This window comes from Arthrobacter sp. ISL-30 (genome assembly GCF_018613855.1).
Lineage (GTDB): Bacteria > Actinomycetota > Actinomycetes > Actinomycetales > Micrococcaceae > Arthrobacter.
Map to the genome: position 1 here is coordinate 35,230 of NZ_JAGGPK010000020.1, position 23,854 is coordinate 59,083.

Annotated in this window: 18 protein-coding genes and 2 tRNA genes; 4 read left to right on the forward strand and 16 right to left on the reverse strand. The window is 63.2% G+C overall.

Annotated features, from left to right (window positions below):
* Positions 1 to 3: 3 nt before the first annotated feature.
* Entirely contained in the window at positions 4 to 3,231 is a 3,228-nt protein-coding gene (locus J7E82_RS08480) for an Rne/Rng family ribonuclease (protein ID WP_214862179.1), read from the reverse strand.
* Positions 3,232 to 3,751: 520 nt separating this feature from the next.
* Here J7E82_RS08480 and J7E82_RS08485 point away from each other — a divergent pair.
* The gene (locus tag J7E82_RS08485) at positions 3,752 to 4,420 is read left to right on the forward strand and encodes a vitamin K epoxide reductase family protein (RefSeq protein ID WP_214862180.1); all 669 of its coding nucleotides are present in this window, start codon (positions 3,752 to 3,754) and stop codon (positions 4,418 to 4,420) included.
* Positions 4,421 to 4,523: 103 nt separating this feature from the next.
* On the opposite strand, the gene ndk is transcribed toward J7E82_RS08485, so the two are convergent.
* The 4 genes from ndk to ileS are packed head-to-tail and all read right to left on the reverse strand — an operon-like array spanning position 4,524 to position 10,125.
* Complete coding sequence (ndk, locus tag J7E82_RS08490) at positions 4,524 to 4,940, reverse strand: nucleoside-diphosphate kinase (protein ID WP_214862181.1); 417 nt, start codon at positions 4,938 to 4,940, stop codon at positions 4,524 to 4,526.
* A 31-nt stretch (positions 4,941 to 4,971) separates the two neighbouring features.
* Positions 4,972 to 5,430 (reverse strand): DUF4233 domain-containing protein, encoded by a 459-nt coding sequence (locus J7E82_RS08495; protein ID WP_214862182.1) that lies wholly within the window; start codon positions 5,428 to 5,430, stop codon positions 4,972 to 4,974.
* Position 5,431: 1 nt separating this feature from the next.
* Complete coding sequence (locus J7E82_RS08500) at positions 5,432 to 6,793, reverse strand: folylpolyglutamate synthase/dihydrofolate synthase family protein (protein WP_214862183.1); 1,362 nt, start codon at positions 6,791 to 6,793, stop codon at positions 5,432 to 5,434.
* Positions 6,790 to 10,125: an isoleucine--tRNA ligase gene (gene ileS, locus J7E82_RS08505; protein WP_214862184.1), complete on the reverse strand. Its 3,336-nt coding sequence runs from the start codon at positions 10,123 to 10,125 to the stop codon at positions 6,790 to 6,792. The genes J7E82_RS08500 and ileS overlap by 4 nt, the downstream gene beginning before the upstream one ends.
* A gap of 363 nt (positions 10,126 to 10,488) precedes the next feature.
* On the opposite strand from ileS, the gene J7E82_RS08510 reads away from it, so the two are divergent.
* A complete protein-coding gene (locus tag J7E82_RS08510; protein ID WP_214862185.1) occupies positions 10,489 to 11,481 on the forward strand; it encodes an endonuclease/exonuclease/phosphatase family protein in 993 nt (330 codons plus the stop codon).
* Positions 11,482 to 11,494: 13 nt separating this feature from the next.
* Here the strand turns inward: J7E82_RS08510 and J7E82_RS08515 are convergent, their stop codons facing one another.
* On the reverse strand, positions 11,495 to 12,253 hold the full coding sequence (locus tag J7E82_RS08515) for an SDR family oxidoreductase (RefSeq protein ID WP_214862186.1): 759 nt from the start codon (positions 12,251 to 12,253) through the stop codon (positions 11,495 to 11,497).
* Between the two features lie 52 nt (positions 12,254 to 12,305).
* Positions 12,306 to 12,677: a DUF488 domain-containing protein gene (locus tag J7E82_RS08520; RefSeq protein ID WP_251041627.1), complete on the reverse strand. Its 372-nt coding sequence runs from the start codon at positions 12,675 to 12,677 to the stop codon at positions 12,306 to 12,308.
* A gap of 51 nt (positions 12,678 to 12,728) precedes the next feature.
* On the opposite strand from J7E82_RS08520, the gene valS reads away from it, so the two are divergent.
* Positions 12,729 to 15,350, forward strand: coding sequence for a valine--tRNA ligase (valS, locus tag J7E82_RS08525; protein ID WP_214862187.1), 2,622 nt, complete (start codon positions 12,729 to 12,731; stop codon positions 15,348 to 15,350).
* 391 nt (positions 15,351 to 15,741) lie between these two features.
* On the opposite strand, the gene J7E82_RS08530 is transcribed toward valS, so the two are convergent.
* The 6 genes from J7E82_RS08530 to J7E82_RS08555 all read right to left on the reverse strand — a co-directional run bounded on the left by J7E82_RS08530 (position 15,742) and on the right by J7E82_RS08555 (position 20,989).
* A complete protein-coding gene (locus tag J7E82_RS08530; protein ID WP_214862188.1) occupies positions 15,742 to 16,356 on the reverse strand; it encodes a DsbA family protein in 615 nt (204 codons plus the stop codon).
* 75 nt (positions 16,357 to 16,431) lie between these two features.
* Positions 16,432 to 17,721, reverse strand: a complete 1,290-nt coding sequence (gene clpX, locus J7E82_RS08535) for an ATP-dependent Clp protease ATP-binding subunit ClpX (protein ID WP_214862189.1) — start codon at positions 17,719 to 17,721, stop codon at positions 16,432 to 16,434.
* 178 nt (positions 17,722 to 17,899) lie between these two features.
* Positions 17,900 to 18,559, reverse strand: coding sequence for an ATP-dependent Clp protease proteolytic subunit (locus tag J7E82_RS08540; RefSeq protein ID WP_214862190.1), 660 nt, complete (start codon positions 18,557 to 18,559; stop codon positions 17,900 to 17,902).
* Positions 18,560 to 18,597: 38 nt separating this feature from the next.
* Positions 18,598 to 19,227 carry an ATP-dependent Clp protease proteolytic subunit gene (locus J7E82_RS08545; protein ID WP_214862266.1) on the reverse strand — a complete coding sequence of 210 codons (630 nt, stop codon included), beginning with the start codon at positions 19,225 to 19,227 and terminating at the stop codon, positions 18,598 to 18,600.
* Positions 19,228 to 19,471: 244 nt separating this feature from the next.
* Positions 19,472 to 20,845, reverse strand: coding sequence for a trigger factor (gene tig, locus J7E82_RS08550; RefSeq protein WP_214862191.1), 1,374 nt, complete (start codon positions 20,843 to 20,845; stop codon positions 19,472 to 19,474).
* A gap of 69 nt (positions 20,846 to 20,914) precedes the next feature.
* Positions 20,915 to 20,989, reverse strand: a tRNA-Pro gene (locus J7E82_RS08555).
* 150 nt (positions 20,990 to 21,139) lie between these two features.
* Here J7E82_RS08555 and J7E82_RS08560 point away from each other — a divergent pair.
* Positions 21,140 to 21,213, forward strand: a tRNA-Gly gene (locus J7E82_RS08560).
* A 72-nt stretch (positions 21,214 to 21,285) separates the two neighbouring features.
* On the opposite strand, the gene J7E82_RS08565 is transcribed toward J7E82_RS08560, so the two are convergent.
* The 3 genes from J7E82_RS08565 to J7E82_RS08575 form a co-directional block, all read right to left on the reverse strand.
* Positions 21,286 to 22,173, reverse strand: a complete 888-nt coding sequence (locus J7E82_RS08565; RefSeq protein ID WP_214862192.1) for an Fpg/Nei family DNA glycosylase — start codon at positions 22,171 to 22,173, stop codon at positions 21,286 to 21,288.
* Positions 22,174 to 22,186: 13 nt separating this feature from the next.
* On the reverse strand, positions 22,187 to 22,669 hold the full coding sequence (locus J7E82_RS08570; protein ID WP_214862193.1) for a ribose-5-phosphate isomerase: 483 nt from the start codon (positions 22,667 to 22,669) through the stop codon (positions 22,187 to 22,189).
* A 72-nt stretch (positions 22,670 to 22,741) separates the two neighbouring features.
* On the reverse strand, positions 22,742 to 23,743 hold the full coding sequence (locus J7E82_RS08575; RefSeq protein ID WP_214862194.1) for a hypothetical protein: 1,002 nt from the start codon (positions 23,741 to 23,743) through the stop codon (positions 22,742 to 22,744).
* Between the last annotated feature and the right edge of the window lie 111 nt (positions 23,744 to 23,854).

Consider the following 23,854-nt stretch of genomic DNA (forward strand, 5'->3'; position numbering starts at 1 on the left):
CAGCTACAGCTCCGAGGCAGGTACTCCGACCCCGAGGATGATCGGTTCATTGCTCGCAGGCGCCTTGGCGGGAGCGGATGCCCCCTGAGCTGAAGCCCTTGGAGCCGATGCCTGGTGGGCAGTGCCCCCCGAAGCCGCAGCCGTAGTCTCGTGATGCTCCACCGATGTCTCGTTGGCGGCACCCTGTGCCCTGCTGGCGCTTCTGTTCCGGCGTCCCCGCCTGCTCGGCGAGCGGGAGGATTCGGAGTCAGGATGCTCTTCGGTCCGGGGCAACCCTTCTGAGTCTTCCGGCGCCGTCGGGCTTCCTTCCGAATCATCCGATGCCGGGCCGGCGTCTACGGGAGAGCCGCCAAGGTGCGCGAACGCCTCGGCCAGCAGGTCCAGGCTCATTGGCGGCGCGGACCGGGCAGGCTCCTCCGTCGGGCGCACCAGCGGCAGGGCCACCTCGTCTCCACCAAAGCGAAGCACAGATGCATGCCGCCCGCCGCTCGTCGGCGAGTATGGCTCACCGGGCGAGGTTGCTTGGGACGACGCTGCTTCGGGCATGGCTGCTTCGGGCGCTGCCTCCCGAACTGTATCCGAACCAGCCGGGGCCTTCTGGATGCTTCGGGCGATTTCTTCTTCGTGGATGTGTGCTGCGTGGGCGGCTGCCGCAATGTTGGCCAGTGCAGCACGAGTTGCCTCTGCCTTCGCCTGGCGTTCGGCATCGACAGGTTCGGGATGGGGAAGCGGCGTCGGGGCCAGGACGGGTACCTCGGCGATCGGCTGTCCCCCGCCCTTTCCACGACGGCGCTTGCGTTCGGTGCGAACGACGGGCTGGACCTCGGCGCGCTGGTGGTGGTGTTCGGCAGCCACGACATTGGCACGGCGGTGCTCCACCGGCTCGTCGTGAGTGACCATGCCACGGCCGGCGCAGTGCTCGCACTGTTCGCCAAAGACCTCCAGGAGTCCCGTACCCATGCGCTTGCGGGTCATCTGGACCAGGCCAAGCGACGTAACCTCCGCGACCTGATGCTTGGTGCGGTCACGGCCGAGGCATTCCACAAGCCTGCGCAGCACGAGGTCGCGGTTGGATTCGAGCACCATGTCGATGAAGTCGATCACGATGATGCCGCCGATATCGCGCAGCCGCAGCTGGCGCACCACTTCCTCAGCGGCCTCGAGGTTGTTCTTCGTGACGGTTTCCTCGAGGTTTCCGCCGCTGCCGGTGAACTTGCCGGTGTTGACGTCCACCACGGTCATGGCCTCGGTACGGTCGATGACAAGGGAGCCACCGGAAGGCAGGAAGACCTTGCGCTCCAGCGCCTTGTGGATCTGTTCGTCAATGCGCCAGGAAGCGAAGATATCCTGCTCAGACGTCCACTTCTCAAGGCGGCCCACCAGGTCCGGCGCCACATAGGTGACGTAGGCCTCAATGGTGTCCCAGGCGTCGTCGCCGGAAACGATCAGCTTGGAGAAGTCCTCATTGAAGACGTCGCGAACCACCTTGATGGTGAGGTCAGGTTCCCCGTACAGCAGTTCGGGTGCCAAGACCTTGGTGGAGGTGGCCTGCCCCTGGATGCCCTCCCACTGGGCTCGCAGGCGGTTGATGTCGTGCGTCAGCTCCTCTTCGGACGCGCCCTCGGCGGCCGTGCGCACAATGACGCCGGCGTCCTCCGGCAGGCGGTCCTTGAGGATTCGCTTGAGGCGGTTGCGTTCGACGTCGGGCAGCTTGCGCGAGATGCCTGTCATCGATCCGCCCGGCACGTACACCAGGTAACGGCCCGGAAGGGAGATCTGGCTGGTCAGTCGGGCACCCTTATGGCCTACAGGATCCTTGGTCACCTGGACGAGCACGGAATCGCCGGACTTCAGCGCGTTCTCGATCCTGCGGGGCTGGCCTTCCAGCGTAACGGCGTCCCAGTTGACCTCACCGGCATAGAGCACGGCGTTGCGGCCCCGCCCGATGTCAACGAAGGCCGCCTCCATCGACGGCAGCACGTTCTGGACCTTGCCAAGGTAGACATTGCCGATCAGCGAGTCCTGTTGCGTCTTGGACACAAAATGCTCAGCCAGGACGCCGTCCTCAAGGACAGCGATCTGGATTCTGTCATCGCGCTGGCGCACGATCATCTGGCGGTCCACGGACTCGCGGCGCGCCAGGAACTCTGCCTCGGTGATGACCTGGCGACGACGGCCGGTCTCACGGGACTCCCGACGGCGCTGCTTCTTCGCCTCCAGCCGCGTTGAGCCTTTGACGCTTGTGACGCGATTGCTGCTGGAAGATTCGGCAACCGCCCTCGGCGCACGCACACGGGTGACTGTGTTGGGCGGATCGTCGTCGCTGCCGCCGGTCAGCTCCAGGTCCTGGTCGCCACGACGGCGCCTGCGCCGACGGCGGGACGTTACGCCTTCTTCGAGTTCCTCTGTGGCCGTCGCCTCCTCGGCCTCGCCCTCGGGAAGTTCGCCTTCCTCGCTGTCCTGCTCCCGCTCGCCGGCCCGGCGTCCCCGGCGTCCCCGGCTGCGGCGGCGGCGACGGCTGCTGCTGTCCTCGAGCTCACCTTCCGCAGGAGCTTCCTCGGCCTCTTCGGTTTCTTCTGCCTGCTTGGCAGCGGGTTCCGGCCGAACCACTGTGCTCAGGTCCGGTGCCTGGAAAATCATGGACGTGATGGAGACCGGCTCCAGGAACAGGGAACCAGCTGTCGTAGTAGTGCCGGACTCCTCAGCCGCTTCATCGTCGGAAGCTTCTTCGCCCTTGCTTGCAGCTTCTTCAGCCTTGGCATGCGCCCTGGCGTCCTCATCCGTGGCGACGCTGGCATCAGCGGTTTCCGCCTCAGATGCAGTCTCCACCTCAGGTTCGGTTTCCGCCTCGGGTGCGGTTTCCACCTCAGATGCGGTGGCCTGCGCCTTCGTTGTCCGACGACGGCGCACCGGCTTTTGCGGGGCTTCTCCCTCAGGTTCCTGGCCAGCTTCCTGGATAGGAGCAGCGCCTTCCTCCCCAAGTCCCGGCAGCGGTTGGGCCTCCTCGACCTTCTTGCGCGTGCGGGTTCGTCGGGCGGGAGCCTTGGCTGCAACAGGAGCTGACGATTCAACAGAAGCATCGGGGCCTTCACCCCCGGTGTCGCTTTCCACTGCTGGTTCGGCAGCGGCCTTTGTCGCTACCCTCCGCCGGGAGGCGACCTTCTTTGGCGCTTCAGGGGCTTCAGCCGAAGCCGCTTCTTCATTGACGGCTACAACCTGGTCATTATCCATATGTGGCAACACTCCTGCCCTTGCGGCGCCGCCACATCCGACGCCCAGCGGGGCAAATTATTGTCAAAACCCTCAGGCGTTGACAGAAGTCAGTTGTATGCCTTCCGGTTCGCACCGATAGTCGGGGTGCGGCAGCCCTGAAAGGCCGGAGGCGTCATTCTGAAACCCGTTGTTCGAACACCACAACCAGGTGCCGTCCATGTGCATGGCGGGCTTACCGGGGATCGACGATCCGGGCAGGCCCTGCTCAAGCGTGGCGGTCTTGGGAACAACCCACCGGACCGGACGCCGCATGTGGATCGGCTTCCGGCCACGTTCATTCTCTCACATCAGAGCTAAGGAGAGAGGAAGGCACCGCCGGATCTGCGTCCTGACGTCTTACCGTGATGCGTTGACTGGACGCGGTTTTCAGGCCACGGCGCTACAATCAGCCCAGAAGCACCTCATGCCAAGCAGGAGACGCCACGACTGTCAACCACGACAGTTGAAGCGGCGTATTCCGGAAAAGGATCTTTCCGCCATGTCGAGCACAGCCAGGGACAGACTGGCAGGCAGCCGTTCAGCCGAAGCCACCGATACGGTGAGCACTCCCGCCTTCCCTGCAATCGTCAGGGACAGGCCGTTTGCCTGGATGCTGCTCACCACCAGCATTATCGGCTGGCTGGCCTCTGGAGCCCTTGTCCTGGAGAAGCTGGAAATCCTTAAAGACCCGAACCACACCACCGTCTGCGACGTTAATCCGTGGATTTCTTGCGGCCAGGTAATGCAGACCTGGCAGAGTTCGGTGTTTGGCTTTCCCAACATGTTCATTGGCATTGTGGCCTTTGCCGTGACCCTCACCACTGCGATGGGGCTGCTTTCCGGCGCAAGGTTCTCCCGGGGTTACTGGATTGGGCTCCAGGTCGGCGTGACGCTCGGCTTCGCCTTCGCAGTGTGGCTGTGGTGGCAGGCACTGTACGCCATCAATATCCTGTGCCCGTTCTGCATGGTGGTGTGGGCCGTCATGATTCCAATGTTCGTCTGGGTGACCCTGAGGAATGTTGCGCAGGGAGTCATTAAGGCTCCGGCCCCGCTGGCGAAGCTTCTGGTGGACTCCGGGTGGATCATCACCGCCCTGCTGTATGTGGCTGTCGCTGCCACCGTCTTCTTCGCCTTCGTCCACGTATTCGTCGGGACCTCGGGCTTCTAACCCCGCAAACCGAGGCCCCATAAAACCGGATGGTCCCGCAATGCCGAAGGGCCTCGCATTCGTGATGAATGCGGGGCCCTTTCGCGAATTTAGGTGTCCGGCGTCAGGAGAACCAGATGCCGATTTCCCGTTCGGCTGACTCCAGGGAGTCCGAACCATGAACGAGGTTCTGCTGTACCGCCAGGCCCCAGTCACGGCCGAAGTCGCCGCGGATGGTGCCGGGCACCGCCGTCGTTGGATCGGTTGTTCCGGCCAGGGAACGGAAACCTTCAATAACCCGGTGGCCTTCGAACACTGCCGCCACCACCGGGCCGCTCAGCATGAACTCCACCAGGGGCTCGTAAAAGGGCTTGCCCAGGTGCTCTGCATAATGCTGCTCGAGCAGTTCCCTGCTGGCGTTGACCTTCTTCAACTCGACCAGGCTGTAGCCCTTGGCCTCGATCCGGCTGAGGATGGTGCCGCTTAGCTTGCGGGCCACGCCGTCGGGCTTGATCAGTACAAGAGTGCGCTCAATGCTCACAGATGCTCCAATGTAGTTCGGGGTTTCTCCGCTAGTTTACGGGCTTGTCGCCGTCTGCCTCGCCGCGATGGGAGGCATCCCATTCGGCCTGTTCGCGGTCCCGCTTCGCGTTCTCGCGGTCGATCCGAATGCCGGCCCGGATGCCGTACCACCAGCATGCCGCGAACAGCGCACCCACCACGTACATGGTGGGCTCGGCGATTCCCGTGAGGATCAGCACAAGTTGGAGGACCCAACCCAGCCCGATGCCCCAGGGCCGGGACAGGAAAGCACAGGCGAACACGAGGACAATGCTTAGGCCGATACCCACGCCCAGGATGAGGGCCGGATTCACCTCGCCCCTCCGCAGGCCGAAGACCACGAGGGTGGCGAAGAACGCGACGAACGCCTCAAGCAGGAGGACCGTTGAGGCAAACATCACCTTGGTGGAGCGCCGCTTCTTCGGCATGCCTGGACGCCATTCACGCTGGGCCTTTGTCAGCCTGGCCATCTCACGCCCCCGTCTTGCCGAGGAGGATGCGGGCCTCGGCCACTACCGTGATGGACCCCGTCACCAGCACTCCGCCGGCGAGGTCGTCGTTCGATTCGGCACGTTCCACGGCCCACTCGAGGGCGTCGTCCAGCTGTTCTGCAATGTGGACGTTTTCTTCGCCGAAGCCCAGGTCCACGGCAAGTTCGGCCAATTCCCCGGCAGGAACTGCCCGCGGCGAATTGGACTGGGTGAAGCAGAACTCCTCGGCCAGGTCACCCAGGGATTCCTTCAGCTGGCGGAGGATCTCCTCGGCGTCCTTCTCGCGCAGGACTCCGACCACCACCACGAGCTTGCTGAAGCTGAAGGCCTCGTGGAGGGCTTCAGCGGACACACGGACGCCATCCGGATTGTGGGCGGCGTCGACGATGATGGTGGGCGCGGTACGGACTACTTCAAGCCGCCCCGGGGAGGTCACGGTGGCGAAAGCCTCCCGCACCACATCGGCGTCGAGCTCCTTTTCACCCCCGCCGAAAAAGGCCTCGAGGGCGGCGACAGCCACTGCGGCATTCTCGGCCTGGTGGGCGCCGTGCAGCGGTACCAGGACGTCCTCGTAGCGTCCGGCGATCCCCTGGACCGTTACGAGCTGGCCGCCGACGGCTACACTGCGGGATTCGACGCCAAACTCGACGCCCTCGAATCGGAACGGGACTCCCGTTTCGCGGGCCTTGTCCAGCAGCACCTGGGCGGCGTCCACGGGTTGTGCCGCACTGATCAGGAAGCCGCCCGGCTTGATGATGCCGGCCTTCTCGTAGGCGATGTCCTCCGTGGTGTCTCCGAGGAGGTCGGTGTGGTCAAGCGAAATGGGCGTGACCACGGCTACCTGACCGTCGCCGACGTTCGTGGCATCAGTGATCCCGCCGAGCCCCACCTCAAATACGGCGACATCCACCGGCTGATCGGCGAAAATCGCGAAACCGAGGATTGTGAGGCATTCGAAGTAGGTGAGCTTCGGCTGATTGTCCGCCGCAAGTTCGTTGTCGACGATCTCAAGGTACGGCCTGATCTCATCCCAAATCCGGACAAAGGTGGCGTCGGGGACCGGCTCGCCGTCGATGCTAATACGCTCGGTCACCTTGGACAGGTGGGGACTAGTGTAGCGGCCGGTGCTGAGCCCGTGGGCGCGAAGGCCGGCCTCGATCATCCGGGCGGTCGACGTCTTGCCGTTCGTGCCGGTGATGTGGATGATCGGAAAGGCCTTGTTCGGCTCCCCGAGCACGTCCATGGCCCGGAAAAGCGGAGCCAGCCGGGGCTCCATCTTGTTTTCGGGCGCCCGGCCCAGGAGTTCGGCGTAGACGCTCTCCACGGAGAATTCGTCGCTCATGCATCCACCTTTGCAACCGTAATGGCAGGTTCACTGGATTCGGCGGCCAGCAACGCCTCCAGTTCCAGCGAGAGGGTCTCAGTTTTTACAAGCTCGGAGTTTGCCGCGAGGGCGTCCACCACGTCCCGGCCCGCCTGCACAGTTGTGTGAATGCGGTCGCTGACGTTGAGTCCGGCGTCCTTGCGTGCCTGCTGGATGGCACGGACCATGTCTCGGGCCAACCCCTCGGCCTCAAGCTCCGGGGTCACCTCGGTGTTCAGGACTACGAAGCCGCCGCCAGGAAGCATGGATACTGCCCTTGTGGCTGCGCCGGAACCGCCGTCGGACTTGTCCGCCACAACAGTCTCAAGGGTGTACTCCTGTGGCTCCAGTTCGAGACCGCCGGCCGTCACCATACCAGAGTCGCTGACGGACCAGTCGCCGGACTTGGAGCCCTTGATGGCCTGCTGGACGTTCTTGCCAAGTCGCGGACCGGCAGCGCGGGCGTTCACCACGAGCTTTTGTTCGATGCCGAATTCCTCGGCCGAGGCCTCGGCGGCATCGAGCAGCCGGACCGAGCGGAGGTTCAGCTCATCGGCGATGACTGCCGCGAAGCCCTGAAGCGCCTCGGTACCCGGTGCCACAACGGTCAGTTCCTGCAGCGGCAGGCGCACGCGCAGGTTGGCGGCCTTCCGCAGTGATGAGCCGGTGGAGCAGATCTGCTGTACACGGTCCATGGTCTGTACCAGTTCCGGGTTGGCCGGGAACATGCCGGCATCCGGCCAGTCGGCCAGGTGCACGGAGCGGCCGCCGGTAAGGCCCCGCCAGATCTCTTCCGAAATCAGGGGCAGCAGCGACGCCGAGACGCGGCATACGGCCTCAAGGGCGGTGTAGAGGGCGTCGAATGCGTCAGTGTTCTCGTCGAAGAACCGCTGGCGGCTGCGGCGCACGTACCAGTTGGTCAACATGTCCAGGTAGCTGCGGAGGGCATCGCAGGCAGCGGAGATGTCATAGCTGTCCAGGCTCTCGGTAACGTTATGGACCAGGTCCCCGGTGTTGGCCAGCAAGTACTGGTCCAGGGTGTCCGCGTACCCGTCGTACCGCAGCTTAGCGTCGTACCCGGCGCCGCCATTGGCGGCGTTCGTGTAGAGCGTGAAGAAGCTGTACACGTTCCACAGCGGCAGGATCACCTGGCGGACGCCGTCGCGGATGCCCTGCTCGGTGACGATCAGGTTGCCGCCTCGGAGGATGGGACTCGCCATGAGGAACCAGCGCATGGCGTCCGAGCCGTCGCGATCCAGGACCTCGGAGACATCCGGGTAGTTCCGCAGGCTCTTGGACATCTTCTGTCCGTCCGAGCCCAGGACGATTCCATGGCTGATGACGTTGCGGAAGGCCGGGCGATCGAACAGCGCCGTGGAGAGGATGTGCAGCATATAGAACCAGCCGCGGGTCTGGCCGATGTACTCCACGATGAAGTCCGCGGGGTTGTGCGTGTCGAACCAGGCTTCGTTCTCGAAGGGGTAGTGCACCTGTCCGTAAGGCATGGAGCCGGAGTCGAACCACACGTCCAGCACGTCCTCGACGCGGCGCATAGTGGACTGGCCCTCTTCCGGGGTGCGGGGGTCGTCCGGGTTGGGCCGGGTGAGTTCGTCGATGAACGGACGATGCAGGTCAACCTGGCCCTCGTTGTTCAAGGGCAGGCGGCCGAAATCGGCTTCGAGTTCAGCGAGCGAGCCATACACGTCGGTGCGCGGATACTCGGGGTCGTCGGACTGCCACACCGGAATGGGAGAGCCCCAGTAGCGGTTGCGGCTGATGGACCAGTCGCGGGCGTTTTCGAGCCACTTCCCGAACTGGCCGTCCTTGACGTTGCCCGGAATCCAGTTGATGTCCTGGTTCAACTCGCTCATGCGGTCCTTGAACTTGGTGACCTCGACGTACCAGGAGGACACGGCCCGGTAGATCAGCGGGTTGCGGCAGCGCCAGCAGTGCGGGTAGCTGTGTTCGTAGCTGGCCTGGCGCACAAGGCGGCCGCCGGAGCGCAGGGCCTGGGTGATCGGCTTGTTGGCATCGAAAACCTGGAGACCGGCGATCTCGGCGAGGGGTCCGTGCGCGAACAAATGCAGGAACTTTGCGCCTTCATCAACGGAAAGCACTACCGGGATGCCGGCATCCTCACAAACCTTCTGGTCGTCTTCACCGTAGGCCGGGGATTGGTGGACGATGCCGGTGCCGTCCGTGGTGGTGACGTAATCGGCCACGAGGAAGCGCCAGGCGTTCTGGTTGCCGTATTTCTCGTTATCGGTGAAGTAGTCCCAGAGCGGCTCGTACTCGAGGCCTGCCAGCTCGGCTCCGGTGTAGGTGCCCTCGACGGCGGCAGCGGCAGCCGCGCCGTCGTCATAGCCGAGGTCTTTGGCGTAGGTGCCCACTAGGTCCGCGGCCAGCAGGAAACGGCCGGACAAAGGCGCCTCCGCGGAGGCGGCCTTCACGCCGTTCGGTCCCATCGGCACCACGGCGTAGGGGATTTCAGGTCCGACGGCGAGCGCGGCGTTAGTGGGGAGCGTCCAGGGCGTTGTGGTCCAGGCGAGGGCCTGTACCCCGGCCAGGGCCTGGGAGAGCGCGGACTGCCCTGCCTTGATCGGGAAGGTGACCGTGACGGTCTGGTCCTGGCGGTTCTTATAGACGTCGTCGTCCATGCGCAGTTCATGGTTGGACAGCGGAGTTTCGTCTTTCCAGCAGTACGGCAGGACGCGGTAGCCGTTGTAGGTCAAGCCCTTTTCGTGGAGCTGCTTGAAGGCCCACAGCACCGACTCCATGTACTCGACGTTAAGGGTCTTGTAGTCGTTGTCGAAGTCCACCCAGCGCGCCTGGCGGGTGACGTACGCCTTCCATTCATTGGCATACTTCATGACGGAGGCCCGGCAGGCGTCGTTGAATTTGTCGATGCCCATGGCCTCGATCTGGGTCTTGTCCGTCATGCCCAGCTGTTTCATGGCTTCCAGCTCGGCGGGCAGTCCGTGGGTGTCCCAGCCGAAGCGCCGTTCGACTCGCTTGCCGCGCTGGGTCTGGTAGCGGCCCACGAGGTCCTTGGCGTAGCCGGTCAAGAGGTGCCCGTAGTGCGGCAGGCCGTTGGCGAAGGGCGGGCCATCGTAGAAGACGAACTCGTTGCTGCCGTGCGCGCCACCGGGCAGGTCGCTGTCGCGCTGGTCAATGCTTGCCTGGAAGGTGCCGTCCTCTTCCCAGTACTTGAGGATGCGTTCTTCGATCTCCGGGAACTTCACGGAGGCGAACACACCGGAGGCAGTGGAGCCTGTGCCGGCAGCGGCTGAGGCCTTGGGGTAATACGTCATCTCATCATCCTGGGTTGAGCCGGTGAACTTGCGTTTCATTCAGGATGCGAGGACGGCGCCGTTTCCGTTGTCGCCAACAGTTCCGGTACCGCGGTACCACCTCACTTACCGCCGCCCGCCCTCCCAAGGAAGGTCCGGCGTCGGCCGCTCATTACTGCTGTAACGGGCTTACCCGTCCGGTTCTAGTGATCCGGCCGCATGCGGTCCATGGACGTTCTTCCGGAAGCTCACCGGTGATGGCCGGGTCAAAGCTTGTGGATCAAGTCTAGCGGCTCAGCTTCGGGACTCCATAACCGGTCCTACCTGCGGAACCGGTGTGGTGGAGCGGACAACTTCAACCCTTTCCTGCCTAGACTCAGTGCCATGGCCGTCTCCCCCTTGACCTGTCAGTTGCTGGCGATTGCCCTGCTTGTGCCGGTGGCGTCCGTGTCCTTCTTTCGGGCCGTCCTCACACAATGGCCGACGCCGGTGGTCCAGCTGCTGTCCTTCACCCCGTGGATGGTGGTCCCGGCAGTCTTCGCACTGGGGCTGGCGCTGGCCGGCCGCCGTGCCTGGATAATGATCGTGGCCGCGGTACTGCTGGCTGCACAACTGCTCTGGCTGTTCCCGTTGGACGCCGGGCGCCCAAGTGCGGCACCGTCCCGCTCAAGCACCTCGCTGAGCGTGATGAACATCAATTCCCAGTTCGGAGAGGCGGATGCCGCGGAAATCGTACGACTGGTCCGCGAAGAGCGCGTGGGCCTGCTCGCGGTCCAGGAACATACACCGGCCCTGGAGAAGCGGCTGGCGGCTGAGGGACTGGGAAGCGTGCTGCCCAACAGGGTCAGCAACTTCGCCAGGGGTGCCGGCGGCAGCGCACTCTATTCCCTCCACCCTATGCAGTTCGTTGGGATGGTGCCGGACACGCCATTCGAGATGCCGAGGGTCCGGCTGGCACTTGGGGACACACACCCCACCGTCACCCTCGAAGTGACGAATATTCATGCGCTTCCACCCGTTGAGGGACGCATCCACCAGTGGCGGAGCGACCTGGCCGCACTGCGGCACCTGGTCGCGGAGGGAGGTCAGGGCAACCGCCTCCTGATAGGTGATTTCAACGCCACGTACGACCACTCCGAGTTTCGCGCGGTGCTCGACGGCGGTGAGGGCGGCACGAAGTTGGTTGATGTCGGGACTGCAGCTGGCCTGCGGCTGCTTCCTACTTGGCCGATGGAGGGCGTACCCCTGCCGGGGATCACCATCGACCACGTCGTCACCACCCAGGGAATCGCCGGTTCCCGCTACGCCGTTCACCGGATCCCGGGATCCGACCACGCGGCGGTGCTGGCCACGCTGAGCATCCCTTCCTCGGATTAGGGCCAGCCTGGCCTCAGCCTTTGCGGATCAGCTTGTAGTTCGAGGCCTGGGCTACCGGCCGGATGATGATCTGGTCCAGGTTGATATGGTGCGGCAGGGAGACGGCGTAGCGGACGACGTCGGCCACGTCCTCCGCGGTCAGCGGCTTCTCAACCCCTGCATAGACGTTGTCGGCTGCGGCCTGGTCGCCCAGGCGGTTGAGCGCAAACTCCTCGGTGTGGACAAGCCCGGGTGCGACTTCGATGACCCGGATATTGTTCTCGGCTTCCTCCAGGCGCAGCGCCCCGGTCAGCGCATGCTGGGCAAACTTGGCTGCGTTGTACCCGCCCCCGCCTTCATAGGCCGCGAAACCGGCCGTGGAGGTGAGGTTCAGGATGGTTCCTTCGCCGTGGGCACGGAGCATTGGCAGGAAGGCACGGATCATCTTCATGGTTCCCAGGACGTTGACCTTGTACATCCAATCCCAGTCGTCCGTATCGGCGTGAGCCAGGGTGTCTGCTCCACGCGCCCCGCCGGCAATGTTGATCAAGGTGTCCGCTCCGCCTGCCTTGGCGACTGCCGCAAGCAAAGCCTCAACGTCGCCGTCGTCACTGATGTCCGCGGCGAACGGCACGGCTCCGGTCTCAATAGCCAGGGCGGCCAGCCGCTCCTCGCGTCGGGCTACGGCATAAACCTTCCAGCCGCCGGCAATAAGCGCCCGCACGGTAGCCTCGCCGATTCCTGTGCTGGCTCCGGTCACAACTGCTGTCTTATTCAGTACCGCTTCAGTCATGGCACAACCTTAGCGTCGTGGCCGACTTGCCCCTGCTCAGTGACCTTCCCGCTTAATGGCCTTCCCGGGACAGCAGGTAATCCCGCAGGACCTGTGCATGATTGGCCTCCGGGTCCCGGGCGCCATAGAGCAAGGTGACGCGCTTGTTTCCGCGGGCAAGTTCCAGGAGCGTTTCGACGGCGGCGTTGCCATCCAGCTCAGCCTCGTAGCGCTGCCTGAAATCCTCGAAGCGTTCGCGCATATGGCCGAACTCTTTCCGAAGCGGCGTAGACGGCGCGATCTCCTTCAGCCAAAGGTCAAGGGCGGCCCGCTCCTTCGTGATCCCCCGCGGCCACAGCCGGTCCACCAGCACCCGGACCCCGTCGTCGTCGGAGGGCTCCTCGTAGACGCGTTTGAGCGCCAGTACGTGCGCCAGCCCTGCCATGGATGCATGCTATTGCAGGGCGGGGCCCGGGAACATGAAACAATTGGGACCATGGCTGAATCAACGCAGGGTACAGACACGCCCGCAACCACCCCCATCAACGTTCCCCACAAGCCCGCCCTTGAGGGCCTCGAGGCTGCCCTGAGCCAGCGCTGGCTCCAGGAGGGAACCTACAAGTTCAACACCGACACCACACGGGAGCAGGTCTACTCGATCGACACTCCCCCGCCCACGGCGTCGGGCTCCCTGCATGTGGGCCATATGTTCTCCTTCACCCACACCGACGTCCTGGCGCGATACCAGCGCATGATCGGCAAGAATGTCTTCTACCCGATGGGCTGGGACGACAACGGCCTCCCGACCGAACGCCGCGTGCAGAACTACTATGGTGTCCGCTGCGATCCGGCCATCCCGTACGACGCCGGCTACCGCCCGCCTGCAGAGCCCGCGAAGAACCAGCGCGATTTCGACGTCGTCTCCCGCCGGAACTTCATCGAGCTGTGTGAGGAACTCGCCGTCGAGGACGAAAAGGTCTTCGAGAGCCTGTTCCGGACCCTGGGCCTCTCAGTCGACTGGGACCTCACGTACCGGACCATTGACGACGCTTCGCGTGAAGTGTCCCAGCGCGCTTTCCTCGCCAACCTCGCCGTCGGCGACGCCTATATGGCCGAAGCTCCAACGCTGTGGGATATCACGTTCCGTACTGCCGTCGCCCAGGCCGAGCTTGAGGATCGGGAAGTTCCCGGCGCCTACTACCGCTATCCCTTCTTCACCGAGGACGGCGAAAAGGTCTTCATCGAGACCACCAGGCCCGAGCTTCTCGCGGCCTGTGCAGCGCTGGTGGCAAACCCTGACGACGACCGTTACAAGCCGCTCTTCGGCAAGACGGTGCGTTCGCCGCTGTTCGACGCCGAACTTGAAGTCAAGGCCCACCCCCTGGCCAAGGCGGACAAGGGCGCAGGCATTGCCATGGTCTGCACCTTTGGAGACCTGACCGACGTGACCTGGTGGCGCGAGCTGCAGTTGCCCACCCGTGCCATCGTCGGCAGGGACGGGCGCATCATCGCCGAGACTCCGGACTGGATCACCACCGACGCCGGGCGGGAGGCCTACGCCGCAATCGCCGGCAAGACAGTCTTCTCCGCAAAGGAAGCAGTCGTCGAGCTGCTGGCGGAAGCCGGCCTGCTGGACGGCGAGCCGAAGAAGATCACCCATCCGGTGAACTTCTACGAGAAGGGCGACAAGCCCCTTGAGGTTGTTACCTCCCGCCAGTGGTACATCCGCAATGGCGGCCGGGATGAAGACCTCCGGGAACGCCTTATCCGCCGCGGACAGGAAATCAACTTCCACCCGTCGTTCATGCGCTCCCGCTACGAAAACTGGATCGCGGGGCTGAACGGCGACTGGCTGGTCTCCCGCCAGCGGTTCTTCGGCGTGCCGATCCCAGTGTGGTATCCGCTGGATGCCCAAGGCAATCCCGACTACGAGAACCCGATCCTGCCCTCCGACGAGTCCCTGCCGGTGGATCCTGCAGCTGATGCAGCTCCGGGCTACGACGAATCCCAGCGCGAACAGCCCAACGGTTTCATCGGCGATGCCGACATCCTGGACACCTGGGCTACCTCCTCCCTGACGCCGCACATTGTGGGCGGCTGGAGCCGGGACGAGGAATTGTTCGCCAAGGTCTACCCCTTCGACATGCGCCCCCAGGGCCATGACATCATCCGTACGTGGCTGTTCTCCTCAGTGGTGCGCGCCGATGCCCTGCAGGACATCGCACCCTGGAAGCATGCGGCTATCTCTGGCTGGATTTTGGACCCGGACCGCAAGAAGATGTCCAAGTCCAAGGGCAATGTGGTGGTTCCAACCGCGGTCCTGGAGGAATTCGGCTCCGACGCCGTCCGCTACTGGGCCGCTTCGGCAAAGCTCGGCGCGGATACCGCCTATGAGATTGCCCAGATGAAGATCGGCCGCCGCCTGGCGATCAAGCTGCTCAATGCCTCGAAGTTCGTGCTCAACCTCGGAGCGACCGAAAACTCGGTCGTCTCCGGTGATGATCCCGTCTTGTCGAACCCCCTCGACCGTGCGTTGCTCGCCCAGCTCTCCGACGTCGTGGCGCAGTCCAGCAAGGCGTTTGAGAACTACGACTACGCCCGTGCCCTGCAGATCACCGAGTCGTTCTTCTGGCAGTTCACGGATGACTACGTGGAGCTCATCAAGGACAGGGCCTACGGCGCCGCCGGCGAGACGGAGCAGGCCTCGGTTCTTGCGGCCCTTGCCACGGCGCTGGACTCCCTGCTTCGCCTGTTCGCACCGTTCCTGCCCTTCGCCACGGAAGAGGTCTGGAGCTGGTGGCGTCCGGGCTCCGTGCACCGTTCTGCCTGGCCGGCTCCTTTGGAAATTGCCAACGGCGACACCACCATGCTGGCCACCGTGGGCCTCGCGCTGAGCGGCATCCGCAAGGCGAAGTCCGAGGCCAAGGTCAAGCAGCGCACCGAGGTGCTGTCGGCAACAATCACCGCCACGGAATCGCTGGTGACACAGCTCAAGGCGGGCTTGGCCGATCTGAAGGCCGCTGCGAACGCGCGGGATATTAGCCTGGTGTCCGGTGAGGGCGAACTGACCGTGAGCGACGTCGTCCTGGCTCCGGCGGAAGCACCGGCCGAAGGGTAGTTCTTAGGCAAGTCCCAGAGTTTTTGGGCAAGTCCCAGAGTTTTTGGGCAAGTCCCGGAGTTTTTGGGCAAAGGGGAAGCCCCATCAGCGTTTTGCCGTTGGTGGGGCTTCGACTTTTCGGCTGTCTCGTGATGTCTTTGACAGTCTGGCAGAATCCTCAGAATTTCAGGTCTTACTACTTCATCACTAATAGCTTGCCTCAACTTTGCCGAAGGCTGCGTTAAGTGCATATCACTGAGTCTTTGGTTTCTGCGTCCCTCTTCTTTCGAAGTGGGTAAATTCAATTGTGGTACTGCGTCCCGGGATGCACAAGGGCCCCGGAAAAACTACTCTCATGTAATTCCGGGGCCATCTGCGAGTCGTTCAGGAGGTCCAGTTCAGGCAGACCGGGCTAGTTGAATTCGGGCCGTTCCGTGCGGCTGCGCTTCAACTCAAAGAAGTGCGGGTAGCCCGCCAGGGCGACGGTGGCGTCCCAGACCCTGCCGGCATCGTCACCGCGGGGAATTCTAGTGAGGACCGGGCCAAAGAATGCGGTGCCGTTGAAGGCAACAACGGGAGTACCTACGTCCTGCCCCACAAGCGAGATTCCGGCCTCGTGGCTGCTTCGGAGCTTGTCATCGTACTCATCGGACTCAGCGAAGCGTGCCAGGTCTTCGGGCAGGCCGGTTTCCGCCAGGCCCTTCGCGATGACGGAGTTGTGGTCCTTGTTGCCTTCGTGATGAATCTGGTTGCCCATGGCGTCGTACAGCGGCTTCACGTACTCACAGCCGTGAAGCTCTTGGGCGGCGATGATCACTCGAACAGGGCCCCAGGAGTCGTCCATCTTCTCGCGATATTCAGCGGGGAGGTCCCGTCCTTCGTTGAGTACGGACAGGCTCATGACGTGCCAGTCCGTCTCGATCCCCCTGGCCTCCTGGACTTCTTCAATCCAGCGCGAGGTAACCCAGGCAAACGGGCAAATGGGATCGAACCAGAAATCTGCCTTGCCGGCAGCCGATTGAGGCACAGGGAACTCCTTGTGTGGACAACGGTGGGGACAGTGAGCCGCGGATGGGACCACACTGTCAGTGACAACAGCCGCTCAGGCAGACTTATTCCGACGTTTGGCGGCTACTTCATGCCCGATCATGGTTGGTTGCGCCTTCTTGGCTACCACGTCTGCCGTGATCACAACGCTGGCGATGTCGTCCCTGCTGGGTAGTTCGAACATGACGGGCAGGAGGACTTCCTCCATGATTGCCCGAAGTCCGCGTGCGCCTGTTCCGCGTTCCAGGGCCTGATCAGCAATGGCATTGAGGGCGTCGTCGTCGAAGAGCAGTTCCACCCCGTCCAGCTGGAACATCTTCTGGTACTGCTTCACCAGGGCGTTCTTGGGGGTCGAAAGGATCTGGATGAGGGCCGGACGGTCAAGGTTGGACACGGTGGTGATGACGGGCAGCCGCCCGATGAACTCCGGAATCAGCCCGAACTTGAGGAGGTCCTCCGGCATCACTTCACCGTAGGAATCCAAATTGTCCTTGATTTCGTTCAGGGGCGCCCCGAAGCCGATGCCCTTGCGGCCTGAACGGGACCCGATGATGTCCTCGAGCCCGGCAAAAGCTCCAGCGACGATGAACAGCACATTGGTGGTGTCGATCTGGATGAATTCCTGATGCGGATGCTTCCGGCCGCCCTGCGGTGGGACCGAGGCGACGGTGCCCTCAAGGATCTTCAGCAGGGCCTGTTGGACCCCCTCACCCGAAACGTCACGGGTAATCGAAGGATTTTCGCTCTTTCGCGAGATTTTGTCGATCTCATCGATGTAGATAATGCCCTGTTCGGCCTTCTTGACGTCGTAATCCGCAGCTTGGATCAGCTTGAGCAGAATGTTCTCGACGTCTTCGCCGACGTAGCCGGCTTCCGTCAGGGCAGTGGCGTCGGCGACCGCAAAGGGAACGTTGAGCCGGCGGGCCAGGGTCTGGGCCAGGTATGTCTTTCCGCAGCCGGTTGGTCCGATCAGGAGGATGTTGGATTTGGCTATCTCAACGTCCTCGTGATGCCCGCCCTCGGCCAGGGCCCCGCTCTTGGGAGTGTGCCCGGCCTGAATCCGCTTGTAGTGGTTATACACAGCGACGGCCAGGGAGCGCTTGGCCGGTTCCTGGCCGATGACATATTCCTGGAGGAAGTCAAAGATTTCACGCGGCTTGGGCAGTTCAAAGCTGCCCAGATCGGCTACTTCCGCGAGTTCCTCTTCAATAATCTCGTTACAGAGTTCAATGCACTCATCGCAGATGTAGACGCCGGGACCGGCAATCAGCTTGCGCACCTGCTTTTGGCTCTTTCCGCAGAAAGAACACTTCAGCAGATCCGTGCTCTCGCCAATCCGAGCCATGTGTGAATCCCTTCGCTACTTCCTGCCAGTGCTGCCCCGCACCGCCTTTTTGGTGCCGCGGCTACCGGTCGGCGGAACCGTGACATGTTCCACTCTAGGTCACATTGGACCGCTTGGGTGGAAACAGAACACCGATGTAGTCCATATTTCGTGGACCACATCGGTGCCCTTTGAGTTGCTACCGCGCGATTGCCTGCGGCTTGATCTTGCGCGAATCCAGTACCTGGTCGATCAGCCCATAGGACTGGGCTTCGGCCGCCGTCAGGATCTTGTCGCGCTCAATGTCATTGTTGACCTGCTCCGACGTGCGGCCCGAGTGGTGGGCCAGCGTGTCCTCAAGCCACGTGCGCATGCGCATGACTTCGGCCGCCTGGATCTCCAGGTCTGATGCCTGGCCACCCTGGCCGCCAGACAGTGCCGGCTGGTGGATCAGCACTCGGGCGTTGGGCAGGGCAAGGCGCTTGCCAGGTGTCCCGGCTGCCAGCAGGACGGCCGCTGCACTGGCTGCCTGGCCAAGGCAGACGGTCTGAATCTCCGGGCGGATGTACTGCATGGTGTCGTAGATAGCGGTCATGGCCGTGAAGGAACCACCCGGTGAGTTGATGTACAGGGTGATGTCGCGGTCCGGGTCAGTGGATTCCAGTACCAGGAGCTGGGCCATGATGTCATCAGCAGAGGCATCGTCCACCTGGACGCCGAGGAAGATGATGCGATCCTCGAAGAGCTTGGTGTACGGATCCTGGCGCTTGAACCCATAGGGTGTGCGCTCTTCGAACTGGGGAAGTACGTAACGACTGGAGGGCAGGTTGCCGGCAGACGATCCGAAATTGTAGTTCATGGTTATTGCTCCTGAAATCAGTTCTGTCCTGGTGCCGGTTACTTCTCGGAGTTCGGGTTGTTCGAGTTGTTCGAGGCGTTCTGCGTTCCGCCGCCACCGGCGACGGAGCCTGCGTGGGCGGAAATCTTGTCGAAGAAGCCGTATTCCAGCGCCTCCGTAGCCGTGAACCACTTGTCGCGGTCGTTGTCCTTGAGGATGGTGTCCACGGTCTGTCCGGTCTGCTCCGCGGTGAGTTCGGCCATGACCTTCTTCATGTGCAGGATCAGCTCGGCCTGGATCTTGATGTCCGATGCCGTGCCGCCGATGCCGCCGGAGGGCTGGTGCATCAGGATGCGGGCATTGGGTGTTGCGTAGCGCTTGCCCTTGGTGCCGGAAGACAGGAGGAACTGTCCCATGGAGGCAGCAAGGCCTGTGGCCACGGTGACGACATCGTTCGGGATGAACTGCATGGTGTCGTAGATGGCCATGCCGGCGGTTACTGAGCCGCCGGGAGAGTTGATGTAGAGGTAGATGTCCTTGTCGGGATCCTCAGCGGAAAGGAGCAGCAGCTGCGAGCAGATTGCGTTGGCGTTCTCGTCGCGGACCTCGGAACCGAGCCAGATGATGCGCTCTTTCAGCAGGCGGTTGTAGATGTAGTTGTCCTGGGTCGCCGGATCGACCGTTGCCATCCGGGGGGCCTCTGCTTGCTGTGACATATTTACTTACCTCTCGCTGGTGACAGTGCCATCACTGAAGTGCCATCACTGAACTTCACTACTTGGACACTAACCGTTTTCACAGGGGTTTTGTTCTCGGGAATCGCGCTGTTCGCTGACGGCGCACGATCGCGGAACGGTCCGCCGATGCGCTCTCTTACGGCTTAAAGCAGCCCGCCCCCGGATCCTGTGATCCGGGGGCGGGCGGGGGCATTCCTTAGAACTTCACGGCGGCGGGATCGTCGCTGGGGACAACCTCGCCCGCTTCTTCGGCTTCCGCCTCCGGAGCTGCTTCTTCGCTACCGGGACGGACAAAGTCGCTGAGGTCGACCTTGTTGCCTTCGGTGTCCACAACCTCGGCCTGGCCCAGGACAACTGCCAGGGCCTTCCGACGACGAACCTCGGAAACCATCATGGGAACCTGGCCGCTCTGGTCAATGATCTGGGCGAACTGGTTCGGGTCCATGCCGTACTGGCTGGCGGTGCTGACGATGTAGTCGATCAGCTCGTTCTGGCTGACGCCCACTTCTTCCTTGTCCGCAATGGCGTCGAGAATGATCTCGTTCTGGAACGCGCGCTCGGTGTTGGCCTTGACCTCGGCGCGGTGCTCCTCGGTGTCGTGGTCACCTTCGCCGTGGGCGTTCTCCGGGTTGAAGTGCGCCTCGATCTGCTCGGCGACGACGGACTCCGGCACGGGAACCTCGATGAGCTCAACGAGCTTGTCCAGGACCTTGTCGCGGGCCTCTACGCCCTGGTTGACGACCTTGGACTCGGCGGCCTGCTTGGCGAGGTCCTCGCGGAGCTCAGCCAGGGTATCGAACTCCGATGCCAGCTGGGCGAAGTCGTCGTCGGCCTCGGGCAGCTCGCGCTCCTTGACGGCCTTGACTACGACCTTGACCTGGGCTGCCTCGCCGGCGTGCTCGCCGCCGACAAGGGTGGTGTCGAAAATGGCTTCCTCGTCTACGGAAAGTCCGGCGACGGCTTCGTCGAGGCCTTCCAGCATGGTGCCGGCGCCGACCTGGTAGGACAGGCCGGTGGCGGAGTCGACCTCTTCACCGTCGATAGTGGCGGTGATGTCGATGGTCAGGAAGTCATCGGTCTGCGCGGGGCGGTCGACCGGCTTCAGGGTGCCGAAGCGGCCGCGGAGCTCGTCGAGGGCCTTGTCGACGTCGGCGTCGGAGGACTCAGCAGCAGCGACCTCGACCTTGATGCCGGCGTAGTCTGGCAGTTCGATCTCGGGACGGACGTCCAGCTCGACCTGGAACTTGAGCTCGCCATCGGTTGCGGAAGGATCCGGAACCTCCGTGATCTCAACCTCAGGGCGGCTGAGCGGGCGGATGCCGGTCTCCTGGACAGCGGCCTGGTACCAGCCGTTGAGGCCGTCGTTGATAGCAGTCTCCAGGACATAGCCGCGACCAACGCGCTGGTCGACAATCTTGGCGGGAACCTTGCCCTTGCGGAACCCGGGAACCTGGATCTGCGAAGCAACGGTCTTGTAAGCGGCATCGATGCTCGGCTTCAGTTCCTCAAAGGGAACCTCGACGTTGAGCTTGACGCGCGTGGCGGTGAGGTTCTCGACAGCGCTCTTCACAGTCTAAGTACTCCTGGTTTTGTGGGATGGGGTTCTGCCGTGTTGCGGATATCCGGAACTGACACAGAGTCGGGGTGACAGGATTTGAACCTGCGACTTCCTGCTCCCAAAGCAGGTGCTCTAGCCAAGCTGAGCTACACCCCGTGAATGCACAGGACAGTCTACGGCCAAGGGGCGTCGAATGCACATTTGACACTTGGCACCAGAATTAGGTTTAGTTATATCCGGCTTGAACAAGCCACCGGAAAACTCCCGGTAAGATCAGAAGCACCACGAGGTGTTCAGGATCATCCCGGGGACGTAGCTCAATGGTAGAGCCTCAGTCTTCCAAACTGATTACGCGGGTTCGATTCCCGTCGTCCCCTCCACTAAGAAATGAATGAGACTGAAGGCCCCCGAGTCCGGGGGCCTTCAGTCGTTCTCGTTGATAGTCGTAGTCCTCAGCTCTGGCAGCCCGGGCACCAGTACAGCTTTCGTGCTCCAATCTCCGCCAGGCCGACGGTTGTGCCGCAGCGGCGGCACGGCAAGCCTTGCCGCTTGTAGACGTAGTGCGCTTCCTCGCCACGCGCTCCCTCCGGCCTTTCAGACCAGAACGTCGCCGGCGTCGTCACAATCCGGCCGCTCCGGACGCCGTCGGACATGAGTTCCACGGTGTCGTCCCAGAGCAGCCCGGCCGATTCCGCCGACAATGACTCGCCGGGCAGCCAGGGATCGATGCCCTGCCTGAACAGGACCTCGGCGCGGTAGATATTTCCCACACCGGCCAGGACCGATTGATCCATCAGCAATAGCGCGACGGCGGTGCGGCGCCTCGTTACGCGTCGGACGAACTCTTCGCGGTCCCCCGGCATGTTGCGTAAGGGGTCCGGCCCCAGGCGGCCCAGCACGGTGGCGGCCTCCGCCTCGGAGATAGCGGCACACGTGGTAGCGCCGCGAAGGTCAGCCCAGCCATGATCAGAGACAAGCCGGACCCGCACCGCGCCCACCGGATCGGGTGGACCTGAATAGGTGGCCACAATCGTGCCGGCAGGCAGCTCCCGCTCGCCGATCCTTCGCGGCGCGCCAATGCTCGAAGCCCCTTGGAAGGTGTGGTCCCCGCCGAAGCTCCATGCGCCGTAAAGTCCTAGGTGCACATGCAGGATCAACGCGTGTTCAAAGCGCAGGAACAGCTGCTTCCCATGCGCGGTGCTTTCCGCAAGGACGTGATCGTCCAAGAGGGCCGCACCTGACGCGAAGCGCCCCTGCGGGCTGCTCACACGGAGGCGCCGGCCAACGAAGACGTCCTGGAACTGGCGCGCCAGGCGGTGGATGGAGTGTCCTTCAGGCAAGAGCGGACGTCCCTTAGGCGATTACTTCGCCGGTAGTTTCGTATGCCGCGATCTTGCCGATGCGGCGAATATGGCGTTCGTCGTTGCTGAAGGGCTCATTCAGGAAGGCCTCGATCAGTTCAGTGGCCTCCTCGACGCTGTGCTGCCGGCCACCGACGGCGACGACATTGGCATCGTTGTGCTCGCGGGCAAGCTTGGCCGTTGACAGGTTCCAGGCGAGCGCCGCGCGCACACCCTTGACCTTGTTTGCCGCGATCTGTTCGCCGTTGCCCGAACCACCCAGGACGATGCCGAGGGCGTGCACTCCGGCCTGCTGGTCAGCAACCACTGCCAGGCCTGCATTGATGCAGAAGGACGGGTAGTCATCCAGCGCGTCGTACTCCTTAGGACCATGATCAACCACTTCGTAGCCCTTTGAAGTCAGGTGCTTTACCAGGTGGGCGCTCAGCTCCATGCCGGCGTGGTCCGTGGCAATGTGGACGCGAGGTGTGGTCACGGGAAGTCCATTCAGTCGGCGCGCCTGAACGGCATGGCCGGGCGCGTTCGTTAGGGGGTCGGTCCTAGATTACTAGGACTCCGGTGGCCGACCATCCCGCTGCGCCCTCGCTGCGATTCTGTTAAGGAGTGAGGCCAGTTTGTCCGCGGTGGCGGCGGTGCCGGCGCTGAGAGCGATCCGGCGGCCATTGACCCGTCGGACAACGACGGCGGGTCCGCTGCTGACCAGCATGGCAGTGGACCCATCATGGTGCCGGAAGCCCCAGCCACCAAAATCGGCAGCCTTGACGTCTGCGGCCGACGCCCCGGCAATGTCCCGCGCGGGCACGTCCAGCACCCGCAGTGCGCCGGCAACAAAGACCTGCAACCCGGAACGGTCTGCCCTGACACGCGCGAACAGGAATGCTGCACCGATGACGGCAGCGGCCACAACCACGACAGCCAGCCAAGGCACTGCTATGGCGATCAACGCGGCGGGGAAAAGCGACGCAACGCAGATCATGACAAACACTGAACTGCGTGCATGGACCCAGAGCTTGATGGAGTCTTCGGCCAGTCCCGGATCCGAATTCAGGGCGAGTTCCGTCTCAAGGGCGCGGTCGTCCTCGGGCGTCCACCGGTCGTCGGGCTTGAAGGCAAACATCATGACGACGCCGAGTCCCAGTGCAGCCCCGCAGCCCAGCCCCAGGACTGTCAGGTCCACCCGGGATTCCCGGGCATCCGCCAGGCCTGCCTGCCCTACGAGCCCGGCAGCCAGGACGGAGGTCATGAACAGGCTCGCCATGAGTCCGAGGCCCATCATGATCCGGCGCATGATGACCGGCCGGGCTATCGGGACTGCCTGGCCAAAGATTGCCCAGCCAACCGCGGTGATTAACGCTGCGCCTCCCCCAACATAGACGCCGAACGGGGCAAAGGCGCTGCCGCCGTCGGCGTTCCAGCCAATGGCCAGGGGGTCCGGCAGGTCCCCGCGAAGGAGCAGCGCGCAACCGGCGAAGGCCGCCGCGAGAAGGAGGGGAAACGTCACCGCAAAGCGGAGCGCCCTGACATCCAAAGAGTCGCGGAAGGTGCCCATGCTCTAACGCTACGCCTGTCCGCGACACTGTGGTCCATCGTCCTTGCCAAAGGCTTTTCGAGTGAAAGAATGGCCAAACAGTGCCGGAAGCGGCTGCAGCCGTCCGGCAAT